This is a genomic window from Cellulophaga sp. 20_2_10 (genome assembly GCF_023476645.1).
GTDB lineage: Bacteria > Bacteroidota > Bacteroidia > Flavobacteriales > Flavobacteriaceae > Cellulophaga.
This window is the reverse complement of the sequence record NZ_JAMCOJ010000003.1, coordinates 140,853-155,742: the sequence shown is the minus strand read 5'-3', so window position 1 is coordinate 155,742 and position 14,890 is coordinate 140,853. Positions and strand designations below refer to the sequence as shown.

Sequence of the window (14,890 nt, the reverse complement as noted above, 5' to 3'; positions counted from 1 at the left end):
TGGTTAGTTATTTAAAAACTCTAAAATAGCATTTGTAATGTATGTAATTTGCTCATCATCTAACTCAGTATGCATTGGCAAAGAAATAACCTCTTTTACCAATTGGTTTGTTACTGGGAAATCTGCTTCATTGTATCTGCTGTCTTTATATGCTTTTTGTAAGTGTAACGGAATTGGGTAATATACACCACAAGGAATATCTTTAGATTGTAAATACTTTACAAGCGCATCTCTATCTTTATTTTTTATTTGTAATGTATATTGATGAAAAACGTGACAATCACATACACAAGTATCAGAAGAACAACATACAGCCATTTTTGGTGTAATAATATCTTTATGGTTTGCTAAAGCCATAGAATACTTTAATGCTGCTGCTCTTCTTTTTTGATTATACGTATCTAAATGCGGTAATTTAGCTCTTAAAACTGCCGCTTGTATAGAGTCTAACCTAGAATTTACGCCAACCACATCATGGTGGTAACGCTCGTACATACCGTGATTTACAATACCTCTTAATGTGTGTGCTAATTCATCATCATTTGTAAAAATAGCTCCACCATCACCATAAGCACCTAAGTTTTTAGAAGGAAAAAAAGAAGTTGCAGAAACGTGTCCCATTGTACCCGCTTTTTTCTTGCTACAGTCTTTACCTATATAACTTGCTCCAATAGCTTGTGCGTTATCTTCTATTACGTATAAATTATGCTTTTCTGCTATTTCTAAAATAGCATCCATATTTGCACACTGCCCAAATAAATGTACTGGTACAATTGCTTTAGTTTTTGGCGTAATTGCTTTTTCTATAGCAATAGGATCTATATTAAATGTATCTGCTTCAACATCAACCAAAACAGGAGTTAATTGTAATAACGCAATAACTTCTACAGTAGCTGCAAAGGTAAAATCGGCTGTAATAACCTCATCACCGGGTTTTAATCCCAAGCCCATCATTGCAATTTGCAATGCATCTGTACCATTAGCACAGGGTATCATATGTTTAACACCCAAATAGTCTTCCATTTCTTTTTGTAGTGCGTGTACTTCTGGACCGTTAATAAATGCTGATGTGTCTAATATTTGAGAGATAGTAGTATTCACCTGCTCTTTTATATCTTGGTATTGACCTTTAAGGTCTACCATCTGAATTTTTTTCATTGCCGTAATTTGAGTCGTAAATTTACAAAAATACCCTTGGACAACAATTAATTTAGGGAAAGAAACGTATTTTTACGACAAATAAACATTAGGTGCATCTTTTATATAACATTGTAGTACATATTGCCGCTATCTTGGTTAAAATTATAGCCAATTTTAGTCCAAAAATTAAACTCTTTGTACAAGGTCGTAAAGACATATACACCAGGCTTACTAACAGCATCTCTAAAAATGACAACGTTATTTGGGTGCACACCGCATCTTTAGGTGAGTACGAGCAGGGCTTACCTGTTATAGAAAAATTAAAAGTTGAGTATCCTGATTATAAGATTGTTGTTACTTTTTTTTCTCCGTCTGGTTACGAGGTTAAAAAAAATGATCCTATTGCAGATGCCATTGTGTACTTACCCTTAGACACAGTAAAAAACGCTAAACAGTTTATACAAACATTACATCCTAAACTTGCTATTTTTGTAAAATACGAGATTTGGCCTAATTATCTTAAAGTTTTAAAAGAGAAACAAATACCTACACTTTTGGTTTCGGCTTTCTTTAAAAAAGAACAATCTTTTTTTAAATGGTATGGCGGCTTTATGCGAAATAGCTTAACTGCATTTACCCATTTCTTTGTGCAAGATACTAACTCTAAAGAGTTGCTTAAAAGTATTGGCTATACAAATTGTACCATTGGTGGCGACACTAGATTTGATAGGGTTTCTAAAATTTTAGAGCGGGATAACACATTAGACTTTATGTCTAATTTTACAAATGGAAAAACCTGTATTGTAGCGGGTAGCACTTGGCCACAAGGTCATTTATTTTTGACCAACTTTATAAATAACAACAGTTACCAAAACACAAAATTTGTAATTGCCCCGCACAATATAATACCAACGCAAATACAAGAATTAAAGAAAAGCATAACAAAAAGAGTCGTTCTATTTTCCGAAATTAACAAGAGAGACATTTCTTCTTTTGATGTCTTAATTGTAGATACTATTGGTATTTTAACCAAAATCTATAGCTATGCGCACATAGCATATGTTGGTGGCGGCTTTACTAAAGGAGGGTTACACAACACTTTAGAACCTGCAGTTTTTGGTGTACCAATTATAATTGGCCCAATTTACAAAGGTTTTAAAGAGGCCGAGGATTTAGTACAATTAAAAGGTGTCCTAACAGCTGCAAACAAAGAAGAGTTTACAGAGAAGCTAAACCAACTACTTTCACAGGATACTTTTTATAAAACTACAGCTGAGATTAACAAAAGTTACGTAGCCAAGAACATAGGTGCAAGCATCCAAATAGTGACATACATACGTACATTGTTGTAACCCTAAATTTGTTACAATATGAAATTTAATCCTAATGTACTGCTCATAGCAGCTGCTACTGCATTTGTACTTTCTTGTACAAATACATCTAAAACAAAGGCTAGTCCTGAAGAAAAAATTATCAATCATAAAATAGACAGCCTAGAAAAATTACTTAAGAAGAACGACTCCATCCAAAACGTTGTACCCAAAAAGCTAACAAAAAAAGAAGAATTAGACACAATGCGCTCTAGAACTCTTTAAAATAAAATCTAATTCATTGATTTTCAATACCTAATAATTGTTAAAGTAAAAAATAATTTGTACTTTAATAGAAACTATTTGGATTATGAGAGAATTAACTTTAGGCACAAAGGTCTTAAATAGTTTCCTATCAGTAATGGTTGTTGTACTTGTTGCAATATTAATTGCCGTAGTAGGATGCTTAATTTTGACCGCCGTTGGCGTCTTGTAAAAGACAGAAAGCACTTTCCCCACGTCTTGTTTTTGAACTTAGTTTTAAAAAGCTATAAATTATAATAAAAAAAGCCCTTCATTCCTGAAGGGCTTTTTTCATATCAAAAGGTAAAAAAGGTATTAGAAACTTTTGAAAATTTTAATTTTTCATTTAACTTATTAAGCTCAGTATCAATTCTGCTTATATACTTATGAAAATCAGAATTCTTATTTTCTTGTTTCTTAATTTTCTTAAATTCGTCTATCAAGTCGTTTACTTTCATCCGAGATAAAAATAAAGAAATTTTAGAAAGATAAAACTTCTGTAATTTCTCATCCTTAAGCTTGTTTTCTATTTCAAAAATTAAAAAATTTACACTATTTATTAAATCATCAACTTTATGAAAATGAATATTTTTAAGGTCATCTGAAGACTGACTATTTGTTTGGAGATTAACCGAACTCAATGCATTTTTATAACCTTCAAAAAAATTTTCTTCAGTATAAATTTTATTTTTCAAAACATCATCTAACAATCTATAAATGTAGCTTTGGTTATTATTCTCTATTTGCTCTTTATTTGATTTTGTTTGCTCCCTAAAAGACAAATAAACCAAAAAAGCAGCCAGTAAATTAACAAAAGGACTTGTAATACCTCCTATTGTATCACCTATAGCACCTGTTTCATCAAAAGAGATTCCTAAAAAACTTTCCCTTGTAAATAAATAAGGAGATATAATGACACACAGTAAAAGAAAAGCAAAAACTAAATATTTATACTTGTCTATAAGTTGTAATATTTTTTCCATATGCTAATATTAATAATTTATCTGCAATTTATAATAAAAAAAGCCCTTCATTCCTGAAGGGCTTTTTCGTTGAAAAAGTAGAGAACTAAAAAACTTTAACAACGAACTAAAAAACAAAACAATTAAAAAAACTAATTCCAACCACCACCTAAAGCGTGGTATATGTTTATATGCGCTAGCATTTGTTCCTTTTTGGTTTCTATAAGCTCAATTTTTGCTTCTAACGCATCACGTTGGGTTAGCAATACCTCCATATAATCTGCTCTAGCAGATCTAAACAAACGCGTAGAAATAGCTATAGATTCTGTTAACACATTAACCTCTTCCTGCTTTAAATTAAAACTCTTTTTAAGGTTTTCTATGTTAGACAATTCATTGGCTGTTTGCATATATCCATTTAAAATAGCCTTCTCGTACTCGTAAACAGCCTTAATTTGCTTGTTACTTGCACTTTTATAAGCTGCTTTAATAGCATTTCGGTTAATTAAAGGAGCTACAACATCGCCTACCAAGTTATACGCAACAGACTCTGGAGTTCTAGTTAAGAATCGAGGCTTAAAACCTTGAAAACCTACACCTGCTTTTATTCCAATAGAAGGATAAAAATTAGCTCTTGCTACTTTTACATTTAACTTATGTGCAGCCAACTCATACTCCGCCTGTCTAACATCTGGCCTATTTAGTAATAATTGACTAGGAATACCTTCATAAACAGGATCGTTAACAATATCTACAATAGCCGCAGTTGTTCTTTTAACATGCTTAGGATAAGAGCCCATTAAAAAACAAATCTTGTTTTCAACTTCTGTAATCTGTTGGTGAATTTTGTACTTGCTACTTTGATTTTTTAGCACCTCTGCCTGAAATCTTTTTACACCCAATTCTGTAGCTCTAGCTGCCTGCTTTTGCAACTTAACAATACCTAGTACATTTTGCTGTATGGCTATATTTTGTTCTATTATTTTAAGTTGATTGTCTAGTGCTAAAAGCTCATAATAGGAAGATGCAATTTCTGAAACCAAATTAGTAACCATAAAATTTTTACCTTCTTCTGATGCTAAATATTCTAAAACAGCGGCTTTTTTAGAATTTCGAAGCTTTTTCCAAACATCTAATTCCCAAGAAGCTACCGCTCCAAACGAATAATTTGGTAATGGCTCCGGAAATTCCTTACCATCTCTAATTTCTGTATTAGCATCGCTAGCACCTTGACTAGTGTATCGTCCAACTTTCTCTACTTCTGCACCTGCCTGCAGGTTCACAAATGGTAAATACTCACCTTTACGCGCCCTAATTTCATTTTTTGCTACCTGTACCTCTTGTAGCATAATGTTAAGTTCTTGGTTATGAACCAAAGCAGTATCTATAATCGATTTTAAATTGGGATCAGAAAAATACTGATCCCATTTCATTGTCGCAGAATTTATAGTATCTGCAGTTGCATTAGTATATGCATTTGGCACTGTGGTGTTTTCATTTTTTATTTCTCTTGTTGGTACACAAGAGTATACTCCTAAAAATGAAACCAACACAAATAAATGCTCAAACCTTATTTTTAATAATTTGATGTTACTCATTTTTATTGTTTTTTCTTAATTTATTTAGGATCCTTCTAAGCTTGTTAATGCTTTCTGTATTGGCTTTTGTTTGACTTTCTCCTTCAGACATTTCAATAAGCTCTTCAGATAATGGCTCAGTATCTTCATCTTTTATAAGACTACGACCATCTGCCATTTTCGCAAAAACATAGTATAACCCAGGAATTATAAGTACGCCAAACACGGTACCTATAAGCATACCTCCTAAAGCAGAACCACCAATTGTTCTGTTACCAATAGCCCCAGCGCCATTTGCAATTACCAAGGGTATTAAACCAGCTACAAAGGCAAAAGATGTCATTAAAATAGGTCTAAATCGCATTTTAGAACTTATAATGGCCGCATCTAAAATAGACAAACCTTCTCTGCGTTTTTGCACAGCAAACTCTACAATAAGCACGGCATTTTTACCTAATAAACCGACCAGCATTATCATACCAATTTGCGCGTAAACATCATTAGAAAGTCCCATCACTTTTAATAAAAAGAAAGAACCAAAAATACCCACTGGTAACGATAGAATTACCGCCAATGGAAGTAAGAAACTCTCGTACTGTGCTGCTAATACTAAGTATACAAACACCAAAACAATAGCAAAAATGTAGATAGATTCGTTACCTCTACTAGCTTCATCATAAGACAATCCTTCCCAAGCAACATCATACCCACGTGGTAGAGATTCTTTAGCTACTTCTTTTATGGCGTTAATAGCATCACCACTAGTATAACCAGGAGCAGGAAGTCCTCTAATTGCCGCCGAATTGTACAAGTTATATCTGGTAATTTCGTTAGGACCAAGACCTTTTTCAATCTTCATAAAAGCGGAATACGGTACCATTTTACCCTCTTCACTCTTAACAAAAAGCTTTTCTAGATCTGACGGTATACTTCTGTACTCTGGAGCTGCCTGTGTATAGACTTTAAAAAATCTACCAAAACGAATAAATCCTTGCTCGTACGTACTACCTATTAAAATATTTAGGTTTTCCATAGCAGCACCAATAGATACTCCTTTTTGCATTGCTGCTTTATTATCTATATTAAGTTTATACTGCGGATAGTTAGCAGCATAAAAAGTAAACAATCCACTTAACTCTTTACGTTTGCCTAAAGCCTCCATAAAATTGTTGTTTATTTTCTCGAACTCGTGATAATCTGTACCGTTAGTTTTATCTAACAAACGCATAGAAAAACCACCAGAAGAACCAAAACCAGGAACAGCAGGTGGCTCAAAATACTCTATAACCGCACCTAAATTTTTTGTTTCCTCTTCTAATTTCTCCATTACATCGTGCACAGAGTTTTCTCTTTCTGACCACGGCTTAAGGTTAATTAAACACGTACCAGAGTTAGAGCCACGACCTTCTGTCATAATCTCGTAACCCGCTAAAGAAGAAACAGATGCAACGCCTTCTACTTCTTCACAAATGGCTTGCAACTTTTTAGCAACTTCATTGGTACGCTCTAATGTTGCTCCAGGAGGTGTTTGTATAATGGCATAAATCATCCCTTGATCTTCATTAGGAATAAAACCTGCTGGCAACACTTTATTAGTTATAAAAATACCTACACAAAAAGCAATTAGAATACCAAAAGTAACAACCCTTCTGTTTACAATGTATTTTAAAATCCCTACGTATTTACCTGTTAATTTCTCAAAACCATTGTTAAACCAATTTATAAACTTATCTACGGGTGATTTCTTTTTAGGTTTACCGTGGTTATTTTTAAGCATCATAGCACATAAAACCGGAGTTAATGTAAGTGCTACAATTGCAGAAATTACAATTGCCCCAGCCATTGTTATAGAAAACTGTCTATAGAAAACACCTACTGGGCCACTCATAAATGAAATTGGTATAAAAACCGATGTCATTACCAGTGTAATAGCTACAATAGCGCCACCAAGCTCACCAAGTACGGCATAAGATGCTTTAAATGGCGTTAGATTCTCTTCTTCCATTTTAACGTGCACACCTTCTACCACCACAATGGCATTATCTACCACAATACCAATGGCGAGCACCAGAGCAAACAGGGTAATTAAGTTTATAGACAACCCAAACAACTGCATTACAAAGAAGGTCCCTATTAAAGAAACTGGTACGGCTATAATTGGAATTAAAGTTGATCTCCAATCTCCTAAAAATAAGAATACTACAATTGCAACAAGAATAAATGCATCTCTAAGTGTATGCAATACTTGCTCTATAGAAGCATCTAAGAAATTAGATACATCATAACTAATTTTATAATCTATACCCGGAGGCAAATCTGCTTTAAGTTCTTTAAGTTTATCTTTTACAGATGCTATTACATCACTACCATTACTACCAAAGGTTTGCTTTAATACAATAGATGCCGATGGTTTACCATCTAGATTAGAATAAATATCAAAAAACTCACTTCCCAACTCTACATCTGCAATGTCTTTTAGCTGAAGCATTTCACCATCTTCATTGGCTTTAATTATAATGTCTTTGTACTGGTCCGGTTCACTATACCTATCTTGGTAGACCAATGTGTATTCTAAAGCTTGAGATTTTTTACCAGAACTTCTACCAATTCTACCTGGTCTAGCCAAAATACTTTGGTCTTCCATTGCCTTTAAAACCTCTTCGGCAGATACATTGTATGCTCGCATACGATCTGGCTTTAACCACACACGCATAGCATATTTACGACTACCCAAAATTTTAGCACTTGCAATACCGTCTATACGCTGTATTTCGGGCACCATTTTGGTATAAGCATAATTGTATAAAAACTTTTCGTCTGTATGCTTTTCGTTACTGTATAAGTTAACATACATAAGCATACTTGGCTGTACTGGTGTAATAATTACACCTTCACGCTGTACCAATTCTGGTAGCAAAGGCATAACTTGATCTACACGTGTTTTTATCTTTACTACAGCCTCACTTGGGTCTGTACCTGGTTCAAAAATTACACGTAAAGTTCCTTCTCCAGCACTTGTTGCATCAGAAGCGATATAACGCATTCCTTGTACACCATTTATTGATGTCTCTAAGGGAATTAAGGTCGATTTTACCAACACATCTGCACTTGCTCCAGGATAAGCAATAAAAATATTTACCGTGGTAGGTGCAATTTGTGGAAACTGTGATATAGGCAATTGGTTTATTGCTAATAACCCTGTAAAAATGATAATTACAGAGATAACAATAGCCAATACCGGTCTATGTATAAATTTACTAAACATATTTTTTATAGTTACATTTTGTAATTACTCTGCGTACAGATCTAATTTATTTAACACAGTATTTGGTTCTAAAAATTCTGTATGTATTTTTTCGTTGTTTTTTACCATACGCAGGCCTTCTAACAATATTTTATCTTTTGTAGAAAGGCCTTTGCTAATTATAAATAAGTGAGGTAAAGTTGCTTCAATTTCTATTTCTCTTTGCTTAACAATGCCATTAGCGTCTATTACATACACAAACTTTTTATCTAGGATCTCAAAGGTTGCTTTTTGCGGAATTAACAAAGCATCATTAAAAGGAACAGACATTAGTACACTACCTGTTTCTCCATGTCTTAAAATTTTATCTGGATTAGGAAATGTTGCTCTAAAGGCAATGTTTCCTGTTTGGTTGTTAAATTCACCTTCTATTGTTTCTACAACGCCAGGCTGATTAAACATTTTGTTGTTTGCCATAACTAAGTCTACCTGCTTAGCTCTAGCTTTTCCAGTATTGGTAATGTAGTCTAGATACTCTGCTTCTGGCACATTAAAGTACACCCACATTTTACTGTTATCTGATAAAGTAGTAAGTTTTTCACCCTCATCTAAAAGACTACCTTCCCTAACTTCTAGATGATCTATAATACCATCAAAAGGAGCTCTAATATCTGTAAACCCTAAATGTGTTTGTGATAAAGAAACCTCTGCTTTTGCTTTATCTAATTCTGCTTTAGACATTGCCAATTCATTTGTAGAAACGACATTACTATCTGCTAATAGTTTTGTGTTTTTGTATTCAATTTCTGCTATTTCTGCCTCCGCATTCGCTTTAGCCAAATCGGCCTGGTATACGTTTGGCATTATATTAAATAATCGTTGGCCTTTTTTAACAAACTGACCTTCATCTACAGAGATATGTTTTAAATACCCCTTTTCTAAAGCCCTTAATTCTATGTGTCGAATAGAATGAATTTGACACACATAGTCCTTTTTAATAATGGTGTCTTTTTGAATAGGATTGGTAACAAGAAATGTAGATTCCTCTTTCTTTTCTTCTTTTTTAGACTCACAACTGGCAAAACAAAGCACAAGTAGTAAACCTATGAGTGTAGAAGTTCTCCTCATAATACGATTGATTTTTTTAAATAATTGATTGTTTAAAAGTGTGGCACAAACGCATAGAAATACTAAACGAACGAAGCCGTTGTCCTTGGACAAAATAAATAAAAGTGTGGTGTAAAAGCAGTGGTTTTAGATAGTGCTGCTTCTTTAATTTTCTATATTAGTAGTACTTGATGCCTTATATAGATTTTTGCTGCATTATTTAAAATAATGTGCTTAAGCTGCAGTCTGCTTTTAGGTTCTGCATAGAAAGAACCGAAATTTTGAGCATAAAAAAAGGCAATTTTAGAATCGCCATTATCTGTATCTATTTTTCTTGCTGCAACATTTTCTGCAAACTCTTCTTCATTTCCTTCTAAAATTTCAGTTGCAAAATGTTTATCTCTAACAGAGATAGATAATCCTAAATTATCATTGGTATTAAAATCTAAACTATTTTCTGAGCCAATAGCATATAGCTCACTTAAGTTTGTGCTTTCTGTAGTAACATTCGCATATAAATTACCCAGTGTTGCAATACACAACACTAAAGTTAAAATAAAACTATTTTTATACGCTACTTTCATACAGTTTGCAAAATAATGCGACACAAATTTACTAGGCAACATTTTACTGTTAATAAAAGTTAAAAAGTGCTTTTTTATCACAACTAGCAAAGTTGTATATTACAATTGTAACAAATGACTTTTTCTTATTATCTGTAACTTTTATTAAAAAATGGACTTATTTAATACAAATACCTACAAAAACATACTTCCTTATGATGGTGAAGTGTATTATTACGGTGGAATAATGTCCATTAATAAAGCCCAAGAATATTACAAAGCACTTTTAAGTACCATAGAATGGCAACACGATAAAGCCATTATTTTTGGGAAAACGATAACTACAAAACGTAAAGTTGCCTGGTACGCTACCAAACCATTTACATACACATACTCTAAAATTACTAAAACGGCTTTACCTTGGACCAAAGAGCTTGTAGCATTAAAAAAACTTGTAGAAGAAAAGACTGGAGAAACATTTAATTCTTGTCTACTTAACTTATACCATAGCGGAGAAGAAGGTATGGCTTGGCATAGTGATGGTGAAAAAGATTTAAAAGAAAACGGAGCAATAGGATCTTTAAGCTTTGGTGCAGAACGCAAATTCTCTTTTAAACATAAAGAAAACAAACAAAGATTAGACATTAATTTAGACAGAGGAAGTCTGTTGATTATGACAGGAACTACTCAAAAAAACTGGCTACATAGGCTGCCACCAACTAAAAAAGTAAGCACTCCAAGAATAAACTTAACATTTAGAACTATAGAAAACTAGCATAAAAAAAGCCTCTTAGTTTCCCAAAAGGCTTTTTTATAATAAATTATTTAATGAACGACATCGTATACTAAGTAAAAAAGTTCATAAATTATAAACCTATGTTCTACTAAATACTTCTATAAAATTTTTATAACTAAGTGATAATTCGTTATTTTAAACTGAAAAATTCAATTACAAAGGCTACATCTGATAGTTTATTGTTGGTCAAAAAATTGCAACTTCTCAAAATTAATACTTGTAAGGTTCTATGGTTTGAATTGTACCGTCTAAATTATAATTAATTTCTACAACCTTTATAGAACGCAAATGAGTTACTCCTTTAGACAAACTAGAATCATGGTAAAATAGATAATCTTTTCCATCAATATTACAAACAGAATGATGCGAAGTCCAACCTACCACAGGTTCTAAAATTTTGCCAGCATATGTAAATGGCCCATAAGGATTGTCTCCTATAGCATAACAAATAAAATGAGTATCTCCCGTAGAATAAGAAAAATAATATTTATCATTATGCTTATGTAACCAAGCTGCTTCAAAAAAACGTCTGTCTATATCTTGTGCTAATAATAATTTTCCTTTTTCATCAATAATTTCTATTTCCTTTGGTTTTTCTTCAAATTCTAACAAATCAGCTGTCATTTTTGCTACAAAAGGCAATAAGGCAGGCTCATTCTCTTCTGGAATAAATGCTGTTGGACTATTTGGTTGTTCTGCATTAAATTCTCCTGTTCGCCAGCGTTGCAGTTGTCCTCCCCAAAGACCACCAAAATACATGTAATAACTTCCATCATCATCTTTAAAAACCGCTGGATCGATAGAAAAACTTCCTTTAATCGCTTCTGGTTCTGCTTTAAAAGGTCCTGTTGGAGAGGTACTTGTTGCAACTCCTATTCTAAAGATGCCGTCATGGGCTTTTGCAGGAAAAAACAAATAATAAACGCCATCTTTTTGGTTTGCATCCGGTGCCCACATTTGTTGTTTTGCCCAAGGAACATCGTTAACATGTAAGGCCAAACCATTATCTACGGCTTTACCATCTATAGTATCCATAGAAATTACATGATAATCTTCCATTGCAAAATGACTTCCTAAATCGTCAAAAGCTTCGCCTGCATCTATATCATGGGAAGGGTATATATATATTTTACCATTAAATACATGGGCAGAAGGATCTGCTGTATACATATGTGATACTAATGGTTGTGAAACAGCTTTTTTATTTAATTCCTCAAAGTTGATGTGTTCTGTACTTTTTTCTGGCATTATTATCTTGTTTAATTTGCTCTTCTTTCGTTTAATTCTTTTTCTATTTTCAATTCCATTTTTTTATCAATTTCATAAAAATATAATAAACCTACACCTATTAAAAAGGGAATGGCAGCATACATACTTATTAATAGTTTAGTTCCATTAACGGTTGCTTCTGTTTGAATTTCTAAATGAGAATCATAGCCATAAAAACCTAATATTGATGAAACCAAAGCACTACCAATACTAATTCCTCCTTTTAATCCAACCATCATTGCAGAAAAAATAATGGCAGTTGCTCTTCTGTTTGTTTTCCATTCAGAAAAATCCGCTACATCGGCTATCATAGTCCAAAGGATTGGGGTACCAATTCCGTAAAAAAACATGTGCAAAATCTGAGTAATAAATATAAGCTCTATCGATTCTGGTTGATAAAAATAAAAAGCAATGATAAATAGGGTTGAAATAAAGAGCGAAATGGCAAAAACATTTCGTTTCCCATATTTATCTGCCAAACGTTTAGAAAGAACGATACCTATTAACCCAACTAAAATACCTACTCCATTAAACACTCCTAAACCAAAAGAAGTTTCATTTTCAAATGTGGGTAGAATTGATCTAAACGGATCTAAAAACAATCTTAATTTATCTTCATTGACAAAGTTTTCGAAATAATAAACATAAGAACCACCTTTCATTGCTAATGTGATAAATATTAGAGTGGTAAGCACCAACATAATTACCCAAGGTCTATTTTTAAACAGATCTGATAAATCTTCTTTTAAACTAGATTTTTGTTCTGGCTTAGGTATTACTCTTTCTTTTGTTGTAAAAAACGTAATCATTAGCATTATGGTTCCTATAATCGCCAAATAGGTCATTACAGTTTCCATACCCGCTGCTTTGTTGCCATGACCTGCTTTTAAAATTAAATCGTACATAAAAACTTGCACAAAAAACTGTGCTCCTAAAACACCTACAAATCGATATGCAGATAAGCTATTACGCTCTTTCATATCTCCTGTAATAACACCACTTAAAGCAGAATACGGTAAATTATTTGCTGAGTATAACAACAACAGTAAAGTATAGGTAATTACAGCATAAATAACCTTTCCTTGATACTCAAAATCTGGCGTACTAAAAGCTAATAATGCAGTTACTCCTAAAGGTATTGCCGTCCATAAAATCCATGGCCTAAACTTACCCATTTTAGTATTTGTTCTATCTGCTAAAGCACCTACAATAGGGTTAAAACCAAACGCAGCTATAAGACCAACTATTAAAGTTACTAGTGCAGCATCTTCTGGCTTTAAACCATAAATATCTGTATAAAAATAGGCGAGATAGGTTACTAAAGTTTGAAAAACTAAATTGGCTGCTAAATCTCCAAGAGCATAACCTACTTTTTCTTTTACAGATAATTTGTGTGAAATAGTTGTCATTTTTAGGAGTTATTAGTTTGCCTTATTTTTAAGTGCAATTACATTATTGTATACCTCTTTAGGCTTATCATCTCTTCCAAAAAGTAATGGATAATTTGTTCTCCCTTTAATTGGCCAATCATTTAACCAAGATTGACCATCATTAACTCCCCAAAAAGTTACACGACTAATTTTATCTTTGTGTTTTAAGAAAAGATTAAAAATATCTTCATAACGTTTTGCTATTTTTAGTTTAATATCTTCTGTTAATCCATTTGGATAAGGATTCATTTTAGGGTCATTCTCATATCTTTCATAGCTTTGCTCTACGGCAGCTCCATCCAATTCCCAAGGATTTGGCAAAACCGTAATATCTAACTCTGTAAACATTACTTTTACACCCAAGTCTGAGTATGCAATTATACTGTTTTCAATGTCTTCTAAAGATGGGCCATCTAAACTCCAATGTGCTTGCATACCTACACCATCAACTTTAATACCTTTTGCTTGTAAATTTTTCACAATTCTAATAACTCCTTCTCTTTTTGCTGGTTTCCAAAGATTGTAGTCGTTGTAAACTAGATCTGCATCTGGCGCCGCTTTTTCAGCAAGTTTAAAAGCTAATTCTAAATAGCTTTCTCCTTCAAAAATTTTATAAAAAATAGACTCTCTTGGAGATCCATCTTCATTTAAAGCTTCATTTACAACATCCCAAGAATCAATTTTTCCTTTATATCTACCTGCAATTGTATTTATATGATTTGTAATATTGTTTACTAAAGTATCTTTATTTGTAATTTCGTGTACCCAAGGAGCAAGTTGACTATGCCAAAGCAAGGTATGACCTACAACATGCATGTTGTTTTTTTTCCCGAAAGCAACATAAGCATCTGATACCTCAAAATTAAATGTATCTTTTTTAGGATGAATTTGCTCCCATTTTAAATCGTTCTCTGGAGTAATAGCATTGAACTCATTAGTTATTAAAGCTGTTTGCACTGCATTTACTTCTTTAATTTGACCTGTATTAAGTGCTGTTCCTAGTAAAAAGTCTTCTTTAAAACTATCTTTTAAAGATGTCTTGTCTTGAGTTGTTTCTTTAACAGCTTCTTTTTTTGTCTCTTTACAGCTTAGAAAGCAAATTGATAATAAGAGTAAAGTCGTATTTATTTTATTAAACATGTTTATATTGTATTTATTTGTAAATTTCTATGAATGCCACTTACCGCTA

The 14,890-nt window shown here is 32.8% G+C and carries 12 protein-coding genes; 3 read left to right on the top strand and 9 right to left on the bottom strand.

Features of this window, described 5'->3' with window-relative positions:
* Positions 1 to 3 precede the first annotated feature (3 nt).
* On the bottom strand, positions 4 to 1,158 hold the full coding sequence (locus M4I21_RS07010) for a DegT/DnrJ/EryC1/StrS family aminotransferase (RefSeq protein ID WP_249558404.1): 1,155 nt from the start codon (positions 1,156 to 1,158) through the stop codon (positions 4 to 6).
* A gap of 92 nt (positions 1,159 to 1,250) precedes the next feature.
* Between M4I21_RS07010 and M4I21_RS07005 the strand changes: the two genes are divergently transcribed.
* Positions 1,251 to 2,492: a 3-deoxy-D-manno-octulosonic acid transferase gene (locus M4I21_RS07005; RefSeq protein ID WP_249558403.1), complete on the top strand. Its 1,242-nt coding sequence runs from the start codon at positions 1,251 to 1,253 to the stop codon at positions 2,490 to 2,492.
* Between the two features lie 18 nt (positions 2,493 to 2,510).
* The gene (locus M4I21_RS07000; RefSeq protein WP_249558402.1) at positions 2,511 to 2,735 is read left to right on the top strand and encodes a hypothetical protein; all 225 of its coding nucleotides are present in this window, start codon (positions 2,511 to 2,513) and stop codon (positions 2,733 to 2,735) included.
* 314 nt (positions 2,736 to 3,049) lie between these two features.
* On the opposite strand, the gene M4I21_RS06995 is transcribed toward M4I21_RS07000, so the two are convergent.
* The 5 genes from M4I21_RS06995 to M4I21_RS06975 all read right to left on the bottom strand — a co-directional run bounded on the left by M4I21_RS06995 (position 3,050) and on the right by M4I21_RS06975 (position 10,227).
* Positions 3,050 to 3,736, bottom strand: coding sequence for a hypothetical protein (locus M4I21_RS06995; RefSeq protein ID WP_249558401.1), 687 nt, complete (start codon positions 3,734 to 3,736; stop codon positions 3,050 to 3,052).
* Positions 3,737 to 3,867: 131 nt separating this feature from the next.
* The gene (locus M4I21_RS06990; protein WP_249558400.1) at positions 3,868 to 5,313 is read right to left on the bottom strand and encodes a TolC family protein; all 1,446 of its coding nucleotides are present in this window, start codon (positions 5,311 to 5,313) and stop codon (positions 3,868 to 3,870) included.
* Positions 5,306 to 8,557 (bottom strand): efflux RND transporter permease subunit, encoded by a 3,252-nt coding sequence (locus M4I21_RS06985; protein WP_249558399.1) that lies wholly within the window; start codon positions 8,555 to 8,557, stop codon positions 5,306 to 5,308. The genes M4I21_RS06990 and M4I21_RS06985 overlap by 8 nt, the downstream gene beginning before the upstream one ends.
* A 24-nt stretch (positions 8,558 to 8,581) precedes the next feature.
* Positions 8,582 to 9,664 carry an efflux RND transporter periplasmic adaptor subunit gene (locus M4I21_RS06980; protein ID WP_249558398.1) on the bottom strand — a complete coding sequence of 361 codons (1,083 nt, stop codon included), beginning with the start codon at positions 9,662 to 9,664 and terminating at the stop codon, positions 8,582 to 8,584.
* A 152-nt stretch (positions 9,665 to 9,816) separates the two neighbouring features.
* The gene (locus M4I21_RS06975) at positions 9,817 to 10,227 is read right to left on the bottom strand and encodes a hypothetical protein (RefSeq protein WP_249558397.1); all 411 of its coding nucleotides are present in this window, start codon (positions 10,225 to 10,227) and stop codon (positions 9,817 to 9,819) included.
* Between the two features lie 151 nt (positions 10,228 to 10,378).
* Here M4I21_RS06975 and M4I21_RS06970 point away from each other — a divergent pair, with 151 nt between their 5' ends.
* Complete coding sequence (locus tag M4I21_RS06970; RefSeq protein ID WP_249558396.1) at positions 10,379 to 10,981, top strand: alpha-ketoglutarate-dependent dioxygenase AlkB family protein; 603 nt, start codon at positions 10,379 to 10,381, stop codon at positions 10,979 to 10,981.
* Between the two features lie 231 nt (positions 10,982 to 11,212).
* On the opposite strand, the gene M4I21_RS06965 is transcribed toward M4I21_RS06970, so the two are convergent.
* The 3 genes from M4I21_RS06965 to M4I21_RS06955 are packed head-to-tail and all read right to left on the bottom strand — an operon-like array spanning position 11,213 to position 14,841.
* Positions 11,213 to 12,250 carry a glycoside hydrolase family 43 protein gene (locus M4I21_RS06965; protein ID WP_249558395.1) on the bottom strand — a complete coding sequence of 346 codons (1,038 nt, stop codon included), beginning with the start codon at positions 12,248 to 12,250 and terminating at the stop codon, positions 11,213 to 11,215.
* A gap of 11 nt (positions 12,251 to 12,261) precedes the next feature.
* The gene (locus tag M4I21_RS06960) at positions 12,262 to 13,680 is read right to left on the bottom strand and encodes an MFS transporter (protein WP_249558394.1); all 1,419 of its coding nucleotides are present in this window, start codon (positions 13,678 to 13,680) and stop codon (positions 12,262 to 12,264) included.
* A 12-nt stretch (positions 13,681 to 13,692) separates the two neighbouring features.
* Positions 13,693 to 14,841, bottom strand: coding sequence for an endo-1,4-beta-xylanase (locus M4I21_RS06955; protein WP_249558393.1), 1,149 nt, complete (start codon positions 14,839 to 14,841; stop codon positions 13,693 to 13,695).
* Positions 14,842 to 14,890 lie beyond the last annotated feature (49 nt).